At 36.5% G+C, this 16,585-nt stretch carries 12 protein-coding genes; 4 read left to right on the top strand and 8 right to left on the bottom strand.

Annotation, left to right across the window (positions count from 1 at the left end):
- Positions 1-3: 3 nt before the first annotated feature.
- The gene (locus F6K40_RS31410) at positions 4-243 is read left to right on the top strand and encodes a hypothetical protein (protein ID WP_293141689.1); all 240 of its coding nucleotides are present in this window, start codon (positions 4-6) and stop codon (positions 241-243) included.
- Between the two features lie 1,295 nt (positions 244-1,538).
- Here F6K40_RS31410 and F6K40_RS31405 read toward each other — a convergent pair.
- The 4 genes from F6K40_RS31405 to F6K40_RS31390 all read right to left on the bottom strand — a co-directional run bounded on the left by F6K40_RS31405 (position 1,539) and on the right by F6K40_RS31390 (position 5,529).
- On the bottom strand, positions 1,539-3,563 hold the full coding sequence (locus tag F6K40_RS31405; RefSeq protein ID WP_293141687.1) for a ribonuclease catalytic domain-containing protein: 2,025 nt from the start codon (positions 3,561-3,563) through the stop codon (positions 1,539-1,541).
- A gap of 909 nt (positions 3,564-4,472) precedes the next feature.
- Entirely contained in the window at positions 4,473-4,691 is a 219-nt protein-coding gene (rpsR, locus tag F6K40_RS31400; protein WP_293141685.1) for a 30S ribosomal protein S18, read from the bottom strand.
- An 82-nt stretch (positions 4,692-4,773) separates the two neighbouring features.
- Entirely contained in the window at positions 4,774-4,962 is a 189-nt protein-coding gene (gene rpmG, locus F6K40_RS31395) for a 50S ribosomal protein L33 (protein WP_094672223.1), read from the bottom strand.
- A 33-nt stretch (positions 4,963-4,995) separates the two neighbouring features.
- Positions 4,996-5,529, bottom strand: coding sequence for an RDD family protein (locus F6K40_RS31390; RefSeq protein WP_293141682.1), 534 nt, complete (start codon positions 5,527-5,529; stop codon positions 4,996-4,998).
- 1,420 nt (positions 5,530-6,949) lie between these two features.
- Here F6K40_RS31390 and F6K40_RS31385 point away from each other — a divergent pair.
- The 3 genes from F6K40_RS31385 to F6K40_RS31375 all read left to right on the top strand — a co-directional run bounded on the left by F6K40_RS31385 (position 6,950) and on the right by F6K40_RS31375 (position 8,998).
- A complete protein-coding gene (locus tag F6K40_RS31385) occupies positions 6,950-7,987 on the top strand; it encodes a succinate dehydrogenase/fumarate reductase iron-sulfur subunit (protein ID WP_293141681.1) in 1,038 nt (345 codons plus the stop codon).
- A gap of 87 nt (positions 7,988-8,074) precedes the next feature.
- Entirely contained in the window at positions 8,075-8,257 is a 183-nt protein-coding gene (locus F6K40_RS31380) for a hypothetical protein (protein ID WP_293141679.1), read from the top strand.
- A 540-nt stretch (positions 8,258-8,797) separates the two neighbouring features.
- Entirely contained in the window at positions 8,798-8,998 is a 201-nt protein-coding gene (locus F6K40_RS31375; RefSeq protein WP_293141677.1) for a chlorophyll a-b binding domain-containing protein, read from the top strand.
- Positions 8,999-9,441: 443 nt separating this feature from the next.
- Here the strand turns inward: F6K40_RS31375 and F6K40_RS31370 are convergent, their stop codons facing one another.
- From F6K40_RS31370 to psbX, 4 genes are all read right to left on the bottom strand, one after another.
- Positions 9,442-10,224: a PPC domain-containing protein gene (locus F6K40_RS31370; protein WP_293141675.1), complete on the bottom strand. Its 783-nt coding sequence runs from the start codon at positions 10,222-10,224 to the stop codon at positions 9,442-9,444.
- Between the two features lie 965 nt (positions 10,225-11,189).
- Positions 11,190-12,368: a trypsin-like peptidase domain-containing protein gene (locus F6K40_RS31365; protein WP_293141673.1), complete on the bottom strand. Its 1,179-nt coding sequence runs from the start codon at positions 12,366-12,368 to the stop codon at positions 11,190-11,192.
- Positions 12,369-13,976: 1,608 nt separating this feature from the next.
- Entirely contained in the window at positions 13,977-14,864 is an 888-nt protein-coding gene (locus F6K40_RS31360; protein WP_293141671.1) for a Ycf66 family protein, read from the bottom strand.
- Positions 14,865-15,519: 655 nt separating this feature from the next.
- Positions 15,520-15,639 (bottom strand): photosystem II reaction center X protein, encoded by a 120-nt coding sequence (gene psbX, locus F6K40_RS31355; RefSeq protein ID WP_293141669.1) that lies wholly within the window; start codon positions 15,637-15,639, stop codon positions 15,520-15,522.
- Between the last annotated feature and the right edge of the window lie 946 nt (positions 15,640-16,585).

Here is a 16,585-nt window from a genome sequence, read left to right as displayed (position 1 = left end):
TGTGTGGGAAGGGTGGGAAGTGTGGGAAGTTTGGGGAGGGTGGGAAGTGTGGGAAGTGTGGGAAGTGTGGGGAGGGTGGGAAGTGTGGGAAGTGTGGGAAGTGTGGGAAGTGTGGGAAGTGTGGGAAGTGTGGGGAGGGTGGGAAGTGTGGGAAGTGTGGGAAGTGTGGGAAGTGTGGGGAGGGTGGGAAGTGTGGGGAGGGTGGGAAGTGTGGGGAGGGTGGGAGAAATAATTTTTCCTTGATTTTTCTGCCTCGCTCTGCCCCAAAGTCCTCACTTTATGCAGCTCTATCAACCGAAAAACTGGTACTTTTTCACGACTTACAGCGCTTTTCAGATGAATAAACCACATCGTCATAACCAAAACCCTGTAGGGGCGATTCGCTTGCTCGCCCCTACTGTGGTCTACCGAAATGAAAACCGCTGTATATCATGTTCAGATAATCAGTTATATAGCAGGGAACAGGGAACAGGGAACAGGGAACAGTTAGAAAAACATTTCCCAGTCTAAGGTTCATCATCAGTCCATGTCCTAAGCAACTCTTTCTCAGCTATAAATAAAATTTTAGCTCTGATACCATTTCTCTGTAACAATGCGCTTACAGCGGTTTTCATATGAATAAACCACAATGATACTGACTCTTCACTCCTAACTCTTGACTCCTGACTCCTAACTCCTAACTCCTGACTCCTGACTCCTGACTCCTGACTCCTAACAATGAATTTAGTGGTCTACTCAACTGAAAAGCGCTGTAATAATTTTTGCTCAGACCTTATTACACTGACTATTCTCATTTTTATATTAAGCGCAACATCAGGTCGAAATGGTATGAGAGTAGGGAAAAGATATTATACTTCTACTTTTCTCCTGACTCCTTTCTCCAGAAATTCTGACTCCTTTCTCCAGAAATTCTGACTCCTGACTCCTTGATAATTATTTATAAGTATTCAACCGAACATGATATTAAAATGGCTAAAACCTTTATATGTAAATGCTTTGATATTTAATCAGCAAGTCCTAGGTAAAAATTAACTCTGAAATCCTCAGGACTTACACATAACCGCTATATCTAGGGTTTGCAGAAAAAGTCTTATGAGTGAGGGGAGGAGTCAGGAGTCAGGAGTCAGACGTCAGGAGAAATGGGAATTTTAGAGGAGGTAGAAGTCAGCATTTTATGACGTTTTATATCGGTTTTATGAAGCAGTAGGGTTCTTAGAAATTACAGCGGTTTTCATTTCAGTAAACCACAGTAAGGACGTTCCATGGAACGTCCCTACTAGGTTTGAAATGTGAATATGTGGTTCATCAATCTGAAAAGTGCTGTAAGATACCTTCTTTGAAATTGGGATAACAAATACAGGACTTACCCAGGCAAACCCAGAAACCCGGTTTCTCGTAGATGTTTATTGTCAAAAACAACAATTTATCCTAGAAACCGGGTTTCTTTGCGGAAATTGGGATAACAAATAGCTAAGTCGTCACCGAAGTTACTATGAAACCAAATCCAGTGAAATTTTTACTTTTAACTTTTTACTTGCTTAATTACTAGCTGTTTCCGCTACACTCGTAATAATTTCTTGGAATATAATCTCATCCTTACGAGGATCAGCATGAGCAACCTTCACCTCTAAGCGATCGCCGACTTCAACCGATCTACCAAACCGCATCGCCAACTCTAACCCCAACTCTTCCAACAACACTAACCCTAAATTAATTTCCTCTTTCAACCATCGAATTATCAAAGCTTGCCAAACCTCATCCGAGTTGCGCCGTAAATATTCCAAACCCCAATAACGATTAGTAAACCTTTCCACACTAGAAGCTTCCTTCACCGCTGGAACCAAACTCATCACCATTTCTTGCATCTGTTCTTGAGTAAAAGGTAACGGATCTCCCCGCAAATGAGCTTTAATCTGAAAATGCGCCAATAGATCGCTATAACGCCGAATCGGAGAAGTCACCTGAACATAAGTTTCCAAAGCCAAACTTGCGTGACGAGCAGGAATAGTACCCATTTCACTTTTCGGCATACATCGACGCATAGCTGTAGAACGAACCGGTCCCGCTGGCAACAACATTAATTCTGCCTCTGGTGGCAACTCCGGTTGAGGTTGACTGCGGTAAGGTAGAGGAAGATTATGTTCTTGACCATATTTTGCCCCCACTTCCCCTGCCAAAATCATCATCTCCGCCACTAACTGTCTTGATGGTGAATCATCCAACACCTCTACCGTAATTTCTTCACCTTCATTTTTAACTTTAATTACCGACTCTGGCATATAAATACTAATCGAACCTTGAGACTGTCGCCACTTAAATCTTTGTTTTGCCCAATCATTCAGAGCATGAATTTCTGGTTCTGGCTTAATCTTCAACTGTAGCATTTCATCCACATCATCATAAGTCAAGCGGTAAGTTGGCTTGATTAAGCTCGCATGAATTGTGTAATCTATAACTGCCCCAGTTTCATCTAAAAGAATCCCAAAACTCAAAGCACTGCAATTTTGTCCCTGAATTAGACTCATTGGCCCTGTTGCCAACTCTGAAGGGAACATGGGAATCATACCAGTAGGCAAATATAAAGTAGTAGTCCTACGTCTGGCCTCTAGGTCCAACTCATCACCAGGAGTAAGTAGACGAGTCGGGTCAGCAATATGTACCCATATCCGTTGTCGGTCGTCTTCTAAATATTCTATACTCAGACCATCATCTATTTCTTTAGTGCTTTCATCATCAATAGTATAGACCTTGAGATGGGTCAAGTCCAAACGGTTTGTGTCTGGATCTGGTGGGAGGGATTGCAGGCAGCTTTTGGCCACTTCTAGTACCTTGGTAGAAAAATATGTTGGGATCTGGCTACGTCGCAAATGTAGATTTTCATGCTCGCTCCATATACCTATATCCACTAATAGTTTAAATGCTGCTTCTAGAGTTTGTGGTAATTCTAATATAGCCAAGGTCTCCATGGCCTGACTCCGATGGGAGCTTTCTTCTCCGTGAGTCGCAAATTTTTCTATGGCATCTAGGCGATTATAATCACTTTGTTCCCATTCTACCTCTTGTCCTGCCAGTCGGTTATGGACTCGCAGTAAAAAGTTTTCTAGTTCTTCTTTTCGTTGCTTTTCTACTTCTTGTTGATGTTTAATTTCTGCTACTTGAGCTACGGGGCGGGGTTCGTAGCGATCGCCTTTTTGCTTAAAGTAGAGTTTATCATCTGATAATAATATATGGGCTGCGTAACATTGACAAGGTGTTTGTTCTGAAAATAGCAATAGTGCCATTTCTTCTGGATTTACTGTTTCTGCTTCTTCTACTAGCAGTTCCCATGCTACTTCTAAACTAGAAGGGTCTAGATAAGTTTCTACTTCCTGAAGAAATTTGGGTATTTCTGATGATTTGTAACTTTCTCCTGCTACTTCATAACTTATTTGCTTTGGGGGTATACTATTAGACTTACCATTTGCTTCTACCATGACCCAGTTTTTTTTACCGTCAGGACGTTCTGCCACAGCTAGTCGCCGCTCTCCGTGCAGTCTAAATTCTATTAGTTTTCCCTTCTCCACTTTATCCTATGATTTATGTAAATTTTTTACCTTGGTCTGGGTCATTTCAGTTATCAGTTATCAGTACCTCTCTCTGTCTGTTTGCGCAGCATTCCGCAGGAAAGTCAGAGGCTTGAAATATTGAACCGAATATTTTGTTCATCCCCTTTAAAGGGGAGGGTTGAGACCTGATTTTTTGGTCATGGTTTTTTCTGCTTCATAAAACCGACATAAAACGTCATAACATCACATTTTACTGTTTACTTCCTGTTTCAACTGAGGCCGTCGGCGGTTACTCATCCACAGGCATTGAGGGTCTTGCCCGACCGCATCTCTCAAATTAATACTCTAACATTGATCCACGGTTAACCTTCTAGGATTATAGCGGTAGTTCTCTAAATTTATTAAGATAGCAGCTCTGTATTTCAACTACTCACCCACCTCATAAGCCTCCACATATAGCATATATGAGACCCACCACTTTTGTATTAGAAATACCTTTACTCAAAAAGATGCCCAATTCTAGTTTTACCTTTTTACAGGTTAACTCAGAGTTTTGAATTGAACCAACATTATTTATGCTAAGTAGCTTATTCATTTAAAGTCAATTACCTGCCCATTAAATTTTTAGTTTAACGGGAGATTTTTTGAGCGATAAAGTTAGGTTTGATATATGAAAATTTTCTCATTTCCCAACATCTCAAATTTTACCCAAAAATTAGGTCTGAAGCCTCCCTTTTTAAGGGGATAAAAAAATATTTAATTCAGTATTTCAATCCCAATACTTTAGTCGGAGGTACTGATAATTGATAACTGAAATGACATCCCCCTAGTGCAGGATGGCAGAAATAACTGACCAGTTATATGCTTGCCTTAAGCCTTACTAAGCAATAAATTTTTAATTTTGAATTCCGCGTAGCGGCACTAGCTTCAGCTCTCTTTATTAACGTAAGGCAACAATGCTACTAATCTTGCTCTTTTGATGCTTTTTGTCAAATCTCTTTGCTGTTTAGATGTTAAACCTGTAATTCTTCTTGGCAGAATCTTTCCTCTTTCTGTAATATATTTCTTCAGTAATTCGACATCTTTATAGTCGATAGGTTCTCCTGGTTTAATTGGTGATACTCTTTTCCGATAGTAATTTGGCATTGCTAGTTATTTGTTAGTTATTTTTGTTGACGTTTAAGCTACTTACTTAATTAATGTAATGTATTTAATACTCACTGAATTTTTACTTAATTTCTTTGTGAACTGTATGTTTATTACAGTGAGTACAGAATTTCTTCAACTCTAATCTTGCTGTTGTATTCCTACGGTTTTTAGTGCTTGTGTACCTAGAAACACCTTGTGAACGTTTATCAGAATTAGTTCTACACTCTGTACACTCTAGTGTAATAATAATTCTTACTCCTTTAGCCATCTTTCACTTTCCGTTAATGTTAAACACAAATTATTATTTTCTCATATAACGCTTGGCTTCGTCAAGTAACCACTTAAGCTTAATATCTAAGGAGTAACCACGCATAGTTCCCACTACTATAGTTTTGGATATTCTGTCATGGAAAGCTTGCTGATACCTTTCAATATCTACCAAAGCTACTGTAAAATCTAGGAATAAGGGCATTATTAGTAATAAAACAGCAGCATTTCCTGATGTTAAATTACTGACGCCTAGCATGGCCAATGCCCCAGCTAATGCTAAAATTCCTTCTCGCTTTGATAATTCTAGGATATCAGGAGTTCTTTGGTATCTGGTATCTAAAACTTTCATATCTAGAGCAAAATGCCCTATACTCTGACCTTGGTTTTTATAGACCATGAACACTCGTATACCTGTCCAAAGTATCACAAAAAATAAAGTAAAGGTGAACCAATCATAGCTAATTATGGCACACAGAAACCAAATTACTCCAGCATCTATACTGAATGCTGCTGCACGACGGGATAGAGGAGCTTTTGGCGGTTGGGGTATAAGATCATCACTCATTATGTTTTGATGCTCGACTTTAATTATTTGCTTTGACTAGCAGAATATTTAACTGCTTTATTCACTTTTTGGCACTGCTGAAATAAGGTATGAAATTCTTATCGGAGTAAGATTGATAGTAAAGAAAAAAGCTATTTTTACTACTGACTACTATACGGGCGATTTCCGTTTGTCATGCTCCTAATTACGCGGAAAGCGACAGCATTCGGAACGAAATCGCCCCTACTAAAAATCATACAATCATTCAGCAACGCCCACTTTTTTATATTATAAATTACTATTTTTAATTTGCTAGTAGTAGACAAGTAGTAATTTTTCAAGAAAAAGTTAATTCAGCAAGTAATTACTATTCCTTCCTACCCATAGTTGCGATGACCATTTTTTGAATTCAAAATTCGCGCATTCACGCGTTCAAAAATTTTTGTTATAAGTGAATTTCAATAATTGTTTAATTAAGGATTCAAGCCTTGTTATTCAGAACTAAAAAATTAAAAATATTTTCCTTATTTCAAGCCTCTGACTTGAGGCAAAGGTTATAGTTTTGAATCAATAATTTTGAATTTTGAATTGGTTTGACTTTATTCCCTAAAACATATCGGAAGGTAAGTCAACAACAGAAAAACCCCAAAACTAATAAGTAGTAATGCAAAATTATTTCCACATTTAATTTCCCAGTGTAGTTAATTCCATCAAGGAGTAAAAATTAAATAATAGGAAGTTAATTATGCCTAGTATCTAGGCTAATCCTAATTATTAATTTCATTATTGGTTTAATATCAATTATCTCAATTCCCATTCATTAATGCTATACTTAGCTGAAACTTCAGTTATCAAGTTATGAACAGAGGGAAAATAACTTATTTTCTAATTATTCACCAGTTAATGTTAATTATTCTTATGTTGACTTCTCCGTAAGGACGTTTTTGCGCTTCGCATAAATCCGTTAACGGCTAAGAGCGACATCTAAGGACGAATGTCATTCGCCCCTACGAGCGAGAGCGACATGGAATAGGAGCATTCCCTATACGAAAACGGATTTTTGTTATGGAACCTCCCTAACTATTTTCCTGCTCAAAATACAGGTATAAAAGTTTTGGAGAAATGGTATATACAAGATTATTAAGGTTTGTAGAAGTACAGGGGGTTGTTGTTAGCTATTCCCATAATCTTTTCCCTTCTCTGTTAGATAACTCAAGATTTATTCCTGCTTAGAAGGTATCTGTAAATAAATCTAAATAAATGTCTCAAATGTCTAGTATTCGGTGGGTTACGGCGGCCAGAGAAATATGACTTTATATTGTGAGATTATTTCCGCCTTACCCTCCCCACCCTACATCTAAATAACTCAAGATTTTTTCCTTCTTAAATCTAGAAAAAAAATCAACCAAACTAATAGAAAATTTCTCGAAAATTATCACCTATGAAAGTTAAATTTAATATTGTTCGACAAAATCAAAATACTCAACCGAAACTTCAAACTTATACCCTAGAAGTTGAACCAGGCAACACAATTTTAGATTGCCTCAACAGGATTAAGTGGGAGCAAGATGGAACTTTAGCTTTTCGGAAAAACTGCCGAAATACTATCTGTGGTAGTTGTGGAATGCGAATCAATGGCCGTTCAGCTTTAGCTTGCAAAGAAAATATTGGCAATGAGTTAGCTAGATTAGAAAAAATAGCTACTAATAATTATGATAATTCTGCCACTAATACTACTGCTGAATCTATTCCCGAAATAACTATTTCTCCTATGGGAAATATGCCAGTAATTAAAGATTTAGTAGTAGATATGAAAAGCTTTTGGCAAAATCTAGAAGCAGTTGAACCTTATGTAAGTACAAAAGCACGAAAAATTCCAGAAAAGGAATTTTTACAGACTCCTGCTGAACGAAATAAACTAAATCAAACAGGTAATTGTATTCTCTGTGGAGCCTGTTATTCTGAATGTAATGCTTATGAAGTTAATCCAGATTTTGTTGGGCCACACGCTTTAGCTAAAGCTTACAGAATGGTAGCTGATTCGCGGGACGATCAAACAGAGAAAAGATTAGAAAAATATAATCTTGATACTGCTGGAGTTTGGGGTTGTACCCGTTGCTATTATTGTAATTCTGTTTGCCCGATGGAAGTTTCACCTATGGATCAAATAGGTAAGATTAAACAAGAAGTTCTTGTTCGTAAAGACGAACAGGCCAGTCGTTCTATTCGCCACCGAAAAGTATTAATTGATTTGGTTAAGGATGGAGGTTGGATTGATGAACGAAAATTTGGTATTCAAGTAGTTGGTAACTATTTGAGAGATATTCAAGGGTTATATAGTTTAGGTCCTTTGGGATTAAGGATGTTGGCCAGGGGCAAGTTTCCTTTGACTTTTGAACCTTCTGAAGGAACTGAAACTGTCCGAGCGCTGATTGAATCAGTAAAAAGCTTAGATAATAAATCCACTGTGGTAAAGTAATAACTTTTATCCCATTTCTATAGAAACTATACGTTTCTTGAAAACCCGCGCTCTCTATTCCCCCAATTGAAAACCAATCAGGAAATCTTGAAAACCCTGTGGAGAGGGTGGGGAGTTTGGGGAGTTTGGGCAGCAAGAATCTTGTCTGTAGCTTCCCAAAAAATATTTTTTTCAATACATTTTTCGGAGGAAAAAACTTCTCAAAGACTCACAGATAACTTGTCGATTTTGTCAAGCTTGATGTTAAGTAGAGATGTTGATAAAGTATAGCTTTGCAAGGGGGACATTGAGGGTATGGCTCAAAATCAATAAATATTGCAGTTTGACAATATAGCTGCCTCTTCAACAATTAATAATTAATTATTATTAATTATTACTTCTCCTTGAAAACGGATAGGATTGACTAATCATGAAAATTTTTTATTGTTTCTCCTTTAAAGGAGATGCTTTAAACCTTAATTATTCGATCAGAGTAGGGTTGGGAAGATGTTAAACTTAAAGACTGCCAAAATCAGGGCTATTTCATTCTAAACTGTGCCATTTTATGTATTGACAAAAACACGTTATTTCAAGCGTGAAGAAACTTATATTTCCCTGTCTGAAAATTAATAAATTCATTGCTAAAATATAGAATGAAATGACCCTAGTCAAAATTGGTTCTATAGTAGTTATTATTCTAATTAATTAGAGTATTTTCCCTGTTGCCGATTCCTAATTATTGATTCCCTATTCCCGAAAATCGACAATATAAAACTTGTCTATCTCACCTAATTTTAAAAATACTATATCAATAAAACTCGCTCGATAATTATGTCAGAAAATTTTACTTCTTCATCTACATCAGAACCTACCAAAAAAGCTACAACTGCCAAGCAACCCGAACCTGCTTTTGGTTGGAATACTTATGCGGAAAGAATCAATGGTAGATTTGCTATGGTAGGATTCCTCATCTTATTATTACTGGAAATATTTACCAATCAAGATTTATTTTCTTGGTTAGGTTTGCGCTAGAAATATCAAATTTTATTTGTATTATTTCTTTGATTTTTAATCCCTAATAGCTAAGGCAGAAAAATCAAGGGAAAATTCTTCCGACTACCTCCTCTATAATTCCTCCAACTCCTGACAGAATAATCAATCTATAGCAATCCTAAATTGAATTGTATAATTTTATTGTAGGGGTTTGGTCTCCAAACCCAAGCATAAATCGGATTTAGAGACTAAACCCCTACAGTTTTTTTTCACAAATCATTTAGGATTGATATATAACCTCAATTTGGATAGGGAATAAAAATAATAAACTTCAGGATTTCAAGTCAGATGCTTCAGTAGTCTACCCTGATAATTGATAACTGAATAACTAATAATTGAAGTGACTCCTTTGAAATAGGCAGCAGAAACCAAAAATTCATAAATTGGGCGATCCTATATTAGGATAAACCGTTGGAAGAATGTCAAAAATCTGATATTTGCCCTGATTGAATTACTTGTAGATTATACTCACCCCTACCTGTTTTATCGTAAGAATTCACTATCACACGGTATTTACCTGTAACAGGTAAAGTAATTGTTAGTTGAGAGTTTGTATTTTTCTTATTAATATCATCATGTTCTCCAAGTAGTTCATTAGTGGGACTAAATACTGCTAAATAAGTATCAAAATCAGAACTTTCAAGGGTTATACTTACTACCTGACTTTCTGTACCTTCAAAAGTATGTTCATCATAAATACTTTCATCGGATGGGAGAACTAAGTCATCATCACTAAGTGTTCCCTCTTGCTCTAATATCACTCTTTGTTCTTGAGTAGGGGGAATAATTTCTGGTGGTAGACTTTCTTCTCGAGTCGGAGCAGTTTCTAATAGTGGGTTTACTTCTGGAGTCGGAGTAATTTCTGGTGATGGACTCTCCTCTGGAGTTGGAGTAGTTTCTCGTAGTCTTTCTAGTAGTGGGTTTACTTCTGGAGTCGGAGTAATTTCTGGTGATGGACTCTCCTCTGGAGTCGGAGCAGTTTCTAGTAGTGGAGTTGCTTCTGGAGTCGGAGTAGTTTCTGGTATTGGGGTTGCTTCTGGAGATGAAGTATCCTGGACTAAAATTTCAGACTTCGTTGAAGTTTCATCTATATAGCTAGAATTAACAACCACCTGATGAAGTGCAAATACAGGGGGAACTAAAGGTTTTCCCAGAATAGTTAATATACCAAAAGGAGCGATCGCCCAAAATTTTACGTTACCCATTAATCACCTCAAATATATTACTTAAACTCTCCAACTAGCATAGTGGGAAATAATCACAAATAATTATTAACTACAAAAAGTTTAGGGTGGATTCGATCAGTAATTAGGGTTTGCTGAAAAAGTTTTTTTGGTAGAGGTAGGAGTCAGGAGTCAGGAGGAATGGGGAATGGGAAATGGGGAATTTAGAGGAGACAGTAGGAAGAATTATCCCTTGATTTTTCGGCCCTTGTCAGTCCAAAATCCTAACTTTTTGAGCTGCCTACAACAAAAACCTTGTACTTTTCAAAGACCATTACAGGCGAAAACCTTTATCTGTCAATGCTTTGAGATTTAATCAGCAAGCCCTAATTATACCAATTATAAAAAGTCTTGCTATACCTATACTTATATCATGTTCAGACACTTACTTACAATAAAATTTTTGTTTGTAGTTTTGCTCTAGTCAATACGTTACTTAGTATTATTGCTAGAGCAAAACAAATCGCCTAATTATAATTATTCTACCGAACATAATATTAATACTTAAAAGCCGTAAAAATAACATTCAAAAAAATAAAAGTTATTCAATACCAAGCATTCAAACCCAAAATACACCGTCCTTAAGAGCAGGGTTTAAAGATAAATATAAAATCCAATTATTATGGCAAAGTTACTTATCATCAGTTAATTCTGACATTTTTGAACTATTATATTTTTGCTTCAGTTCTAAATCTCCGTAAGCATTCAGCTATTAGCAGTCAGCTAGGCGTGCTTTTTAATAATGAGAGGTAGTTTTAGATGAATATAGATTTTAATAACTTTTATAGTAAGATTTTATTCTAGGCGAACTAATATAGCTTTAAACCTATACCAAAAATAATAGCTAATAGCTGACGGCTGAATCCTTACAAATCTCCACTCTATGTTTTTTGATTTGATATTTTCATCCAATAAATCAATACTAGAGAAAACCTTAGACAACTTATCTAATAAGAGTTTCTGTTTTCTCTATCAAAGAAAGGTCTAATTCTAGGTGAAATTGCCTCAATTTTCAACTTATACTCTCCTGACTCTCCAGCTTCATAAGAATTTGCTAATAACTTATAGGTTCCATCCTCTGGTAATGTAATTATAATTCTGGCATTTTTCTCTCCTCCACTATCATCATCTTGAGCTAATTCTTGATCGTTTGAGTTTAATAAAATTAAGTAAGAATCTATTTGATTGCTACTCATATCAATAGAAATTTTTTGACCTGCTCTACCTTCAAAAGCGTAAAGATCATAGTAACTATTGTCTACAGGTAATACACTAGAATCTTTATCTAAATTGCCTTTTAATTCTATTAAAGCATTAAGGTCTAATTGTTCAGCTTCCTCCTCATCAAACATCCCAATTTGTTGTTGAGGGACTAAAGGGGCCCTTCCTTCTCGAACTGCCTGGAGAAACTCCGGGACTCTATCTATAGATATAGCAAAACCAATACCAATGTTACCCCCTAATTGACCACGAGTAAATATAGCAGTATTAACACCGATGAGTTCTCCAGAACTATTCAATAATGGTCCCCCAGAGTTACCAGGATTAATAGCTGCATCTGTTTGGATCAAGCCTCTTTCTATATCTATACGACTAACTATTCCTACAGTAAGAGTACCTTGAAATCTACCAAAAGGATTACCAATGGCAAAAGCTCGCTGACCTACTTTTGTATAACCAGGACGAGCTATTCTGATCGTGGGAAGATTTGTTTCTCCTCTAATTTTGAGAACTGCTAAGTCCAAACCTTGTTCACCAAAACCTATGACATCTGCTTTAACTTTTCTTCCATCTGCTAAAGTGATTTGTACTATACCACCTTGGGATACGACATGAGCATTAGTTAATACCATTCCATCGGGAGATATAATTGTACCACTACCGTTTGTTTTATCTGTATCTATGGAGACTACAGCTTGATTTGCTCTTTCATAAACACGAATATTAGTTTTTTCTTCTAGACTAAGAGCAAGTATTGATTCTCTTTGGTTTTTGTACCGAATTTTTATATTTTTATCTGGTCTTATTTGAGCATTGACACCAGAAAAGTTAGTGAAATTTACTGCTAATCCTATTCCTACTACTAATATTCCTGATCTAGCTTTTTGCAAAAGTTTGACATTCATTGTTGTTTGTGGAATCTAATTTAGATAACTAATTTTTTAGTTATACCAAACGTGAAAAAAAAATGATATTGTAAATAAGCTTGAGTCATCAAAGAACTTGATTTTAATGAACTTGATTTTAATCTTTCTTTGAATAAAAATAGAGACTCAATAGAAAAAGAAAAAATAATTAGATTCTATTTCTCCTGACTGTAGGTTGCCAATTCTAAATTTAACCTACTTGACTCCTAAGCAGGATTCAACAATTAATATAATAATTAATTATTAATAACTACATCTCCTTGAAACTGATAGGATTGACTAATCATGAAAATTTTTTCTCTCTTGGTCGATTGGATATGGCGAGGATACCTCGCCATCCCATCCTACGGACTGCTCGGCAAACGACCGCTTGTTTCTCCTTTAAAGGAGAGGCTTTAAACCTTAATTATTCGGTAAATATTTGTAGCAAAAATTTATCACGCCTGGTATTAGTAATTAATACAATTTTAATTCAATATAATTGAATTAAACTTTATTATTGTTCTAAACTAATTATTAATCAATCTTAGAATAATTCTTTTGTCTAAATAATTTAGAATTTACCAAACTAATCAAATATTGATAATTTTAGCGATCGACAAAATTGGAATTCCAATGCTTATGGATGTAGAAAATATTCTTACTAAACCAGTGCTTACAAGTATTGCAATTATTTATGCCTGCTAGTAGATAACTCAACTATAGCCATTACTTTTTTTCTTTGCTATAAAAGAAAATAAGAAAGAATTGGTCTTTGACAATTACTGATGACAAATCTTAGATGTAGGAAATGTTTTTCCAACTGTTCCAAGTTTTGTGTTCCCTGCTATATATTTAATTATCCTGGGTTTCTCTATAATTTTTCCTTATTTGTTAGCTTTAACTAAAAGACATCTCCAAAAATCTAAAATACAATCAATTATTATCAATAAACTATTAATTCCCTCTCCCTATTCCCAGTTAAGTTTTTCCTCTTTTCTGGAGAGGTCTAGATCAAATCACAATCTAGAGCTAAATAACTCAGCGACATTTCTCAGTAAATAGGGTTTGCTGAAAAAGTCTTTTAGTAAGAAGGAGGAGTCAGGAGTCAGGAGTCAGGAGTCAGGAAAAATAGGAGCTTAGAGTAGGTAGGAGTCAGAATTGTCCCTTGACTTGGGTGCTGTAATCAACCTAAAATACTAGGTTTTTGAGCGAAATTAACTGAAAAGCAGGCACTTTTTACAGATCTAAAATTCTTCAAATCTTTATATATCAATGCTTTCATAATTAATCAGCAAGCCCTAAATAGGTAAGTGAAAAAATTTATAACTATGTCATTGCGCCTTACACTCCGTAGAAGGAAGCAATCTCAAGGGTTTTGACTACATCAACATTTCGTTAAATAGTGAGGTTGATTTGTGCTTACCTACTTATTTGTTATGCTAATCTTAAATATTAACATTATCCTAAAGCTCCCCTTTTATTCCCCCCTTTCAAAGGGGGGTTAGGGGGGATTGAGAGCGCAGGTTTCCTACCAACGTTGAGATGAGGAAACTAGGAATTTTCATCTTAATAAAAATAACTATCCCCGCCTCATTCCTAATAACATTAAGAATTTGTCGAACGATCCACATCAAAATCTCCAGAGTCCATAGGAGTATACTCTACATAATCTGTAGGGGTCACTTCTCTATCAGGAGATGATCCTTCTGGAGGACGAACTTTCCTAGTTCTAGGAGGTCTTTCTTCTGAATAACTTGCTATAGGAGCAGGCCGACTACTACGATCGCGGGATACTCTTTCTTCATCAGTTCCAGTCTCCCAGCTATCTCGACTATTATAACGAGGTGGTCTATTTTCCTGGCCATTAGCATCACCAAAGTTATCCTGACTGCGAGAGCGAGGTCGCCTATTTTCTTGCTCTACAGAATTTTCCCAAGCTTCAGATGACCTTGGGTAATCTTCAGAGCGACTACCACGCTTGCGTAACTTTGGTCTTGGTTCTGCTGGCCGATCATAATTACTTCTGCGACTAGGAGGACGACGGGGGTAGTCATCTTCATAATAATCTGCTCTAGAAGAACGATAATCTTCTGCGCCTCTGATGCGACGTTTAGCAGGATATTCTTCATAAGGCTCTAATTCATCGAACTCTGTTTCTGCATAGCTATACATGGGACTGACTGATCGTTCTTCATCTACAACAGGTGTGCGTTCCTTCGCTTGCTTAGTTGTTAGTCCTCGGAGACTTATAGCTTCTGCGGCAAAAAATATAGTAGAACCAGTTAATAAGAACTGACCAAAAGCTAAAATTGGGTCTAGTCGCCAACCCTGAAATACTAAAATACCTCCAGATAATAGGCCAATTGCTGCAAAGAAAATATCGTGATCTCTGGCTAGCTTCGGACGCCATGTGCGGAGGAAGTAGAGACCAGCTCCGGCCAAGGCCAGAACTATTCCCATGAGAGTCTGAAATCCGAATCCTAAATTTACCATTCTAAACCTCTTAGAAAAAATGTGCTTAAAACAAGTAATTGTCTCTATTTCCTACATAAATAAGATATTTTTGAGATCGATTATATTTATCTCAAAAAATCTGGTTAGGCAAAAATTTGGACATTGTTGCGTCCATTCTGCACAAAATGCGTAAAGTTGGCCTCGCCAAGTTGGCCTCGCCCAGTTATTTTGGCTTTTTAAGTTTGACACACTGGTTTTTCAAATCTCTTTACCTGTTTAATGCCGAGCCACGTGAGCTTCAGGACTGGCCACGCATCCCAAGGTGTTATGACCTAAATAACGTTTACTTTAAAAAAAGTGGGCTGGAATAACCATGTTCGCGACTCAAGCACTTTGATTAGATTTGTGGTTAGTCCTAATCCTAATAAGTTATAAGTTAGCTGTTGGAGTTGAAAATCTTTACCCTAACATAGGTATTAGAGCTTTAAGCTTTTTGTATATAGAAATTTCACTTAATGTTTATTGGATAATACATTCTCAATTTAACAAAGAAAAACCTCAGTTTGTGAGGGTTGGACAATTTTATCGCTTTCTACCTTTTTAAAGCTACATAATTGCATATTAGTAGGGGCGAACAGCCGTTCGCCCCTACTTTAAAAAGGTTTCTTAAGGTTTTTGGTCAACTATTACTTCTCTAGGAACGAGTAACTTTGTCCTTTTGGCTGACGAATATCAGAAAGACTGTAGCTGGAATCACTACAATTAAAGTTCCTGCTAACAGACTGAAGAAAAAGTTTGATAAGGAAGGTGTCATAAATTATTACCCTTTGTTACAAAAATTGATTTCCTTTAATTTTCAATATTAATCTATTATTTACTCAAAATTTTTCCCTACCATCTGGAAGCCGATCGAATTTTCAAGATATTTGTTTTGAGTATTTGGTACTTCCATCGTTTCGTTGCTATGAAGACCTTGGCATACCGTAAAATATTGGTTGAGTTTCAGGTTTGGAGAATATTACTCTGGCTTAATAATTTGCAATACTTTAATATAGATTTTATTTACAAAAGTTAATTTTTAGGTAGTTTTATGGATTATCTGACATTAGTTAATTGGACTTTAGGTGTGCGACTCGTTGGCCACTAAACTAGGGAACTAGGTATAAATGGCCTTTCCAAGTCAATACAGGAGGACAACCTCGACTTGTGAAAAACTCTTATATCCTTGATGGTGAAATTCCATCCACCTTGTTGTTGGGTTGACAGCATAGGCCACGGAGTAGCGACTGAACATCAATCTCCGAAGCTGGCTTAAAAGCGGGATGCGGACCAGTTACCGAGGAACGATACCGCAAGCAAAGGCTGACAAGTGGACGAACAGGAAGGTAATGAAACTCTCGTTAACCAAAACCATTCCAAAGGTAGCTATGGAATGTAGGACGAAAGTCAGGGGGTCTATGGATAATTTCATGTCTAAGAGGTTATCAGCAACCATACAGAACTCTCCGGGAGATTTTACCCCACTAAATCAGTCGTAATAAAGGAATAAGGGAACGAGGAAACCTCTCTAAGACACCTAAGAATACAGGTCGAAATCTTAGGAAGCCATTCAAGGTCAATCTACACAACGGATGTAGGTTTTAGGGAGAGTAGGATTGGGTAAGAAGCATACTAATTAATAATTAATAATTAATAATTAATAATTAAGAGCGGACGAATAAGAGTAAATATTCAGTATCTGAATTGCTTGGTTTTCCCTA

It is taken from the genome of Okeania sp. SIO3I5 (assembly GCF_010672085.1).
Lineage (GTDB): Bacteria > Cyanobacteriota > Cyanobacteriia > Cyanobacteriales > Microcoleaceae > Trichodesmium.
This window is presented reverse-complemented; position numbering and strand designations above follow the sequence as displayed.

What these genes read in the sequence shown, in the direction of transcription:
- rpsR (WP_293141685.1), bottom strand. Translation starts at nt 4,691, where the DNA reads ATGCCAAATTACTATCGGAAAAGAGTATCACCAATTAAACCAGGAGAA.
- rpmG (WP_094672223.1), bottom strand. Translation starts at nt 4,962, where the DNA reads ATGGCTAAAGGAGTAAGAATTATTATTACACTAGAGTGTACAGAGTGT.
- F6K40_RS31390 (WP_293141682.1), bottom strand. Translation starts at nt 5,529, where the DNA reads ATGAGTGATGATCTTATACCCCAACCGCCAAAAGCTCCTCTATCCCGT.
- F6K40_RS31385 (WP_293141681.1), top strand. Translation starts at nt 6,950, where the DNA reads ATGAAAGTTAAATTTAATATTGTTCGACAAAATCAAAATACTCAACCG.
- F6K40_RS31375 (WP_293141677.1), top strand. Translation starts at nt 8,798, where the DNA reads ATGTCAGAAAATTTTACTTCTTCATCTACATCAGAACCTACCAAAAAA.
- F6K40_RS31370 (WP_293141675.1), bottom strand. Translation starts at nt 10,224, where the DNA reads ATGGGTAACGTAAAATTTTGGGCGATCGCTCCTTTTGGTATATTAACT.
- F6K40_RS31365 (WP_293141673.1), bottom strand. Translation starts at nt 12,368, where the DNA reads ATGAATGTCAAACTTTTGCAAAAAGCTAGATCAGGAATATTAGTAGTA.
- F6K40_RS31360 (WP_293141671.1), bottom strand. Translation starts at nt 14,864, where the DNA reads ATGGTAAATTTAGGATTCGGATTTCAGACTCTCATGGGAATAGTTCTG.
- psbX (WP_293141669.1), bottom strand. Translation starts at nt 15,639, where the DNA reads ATGACACCTTCCTTATCAAACTTTTTCTTCAGTCTGTTAGCAGGAACT.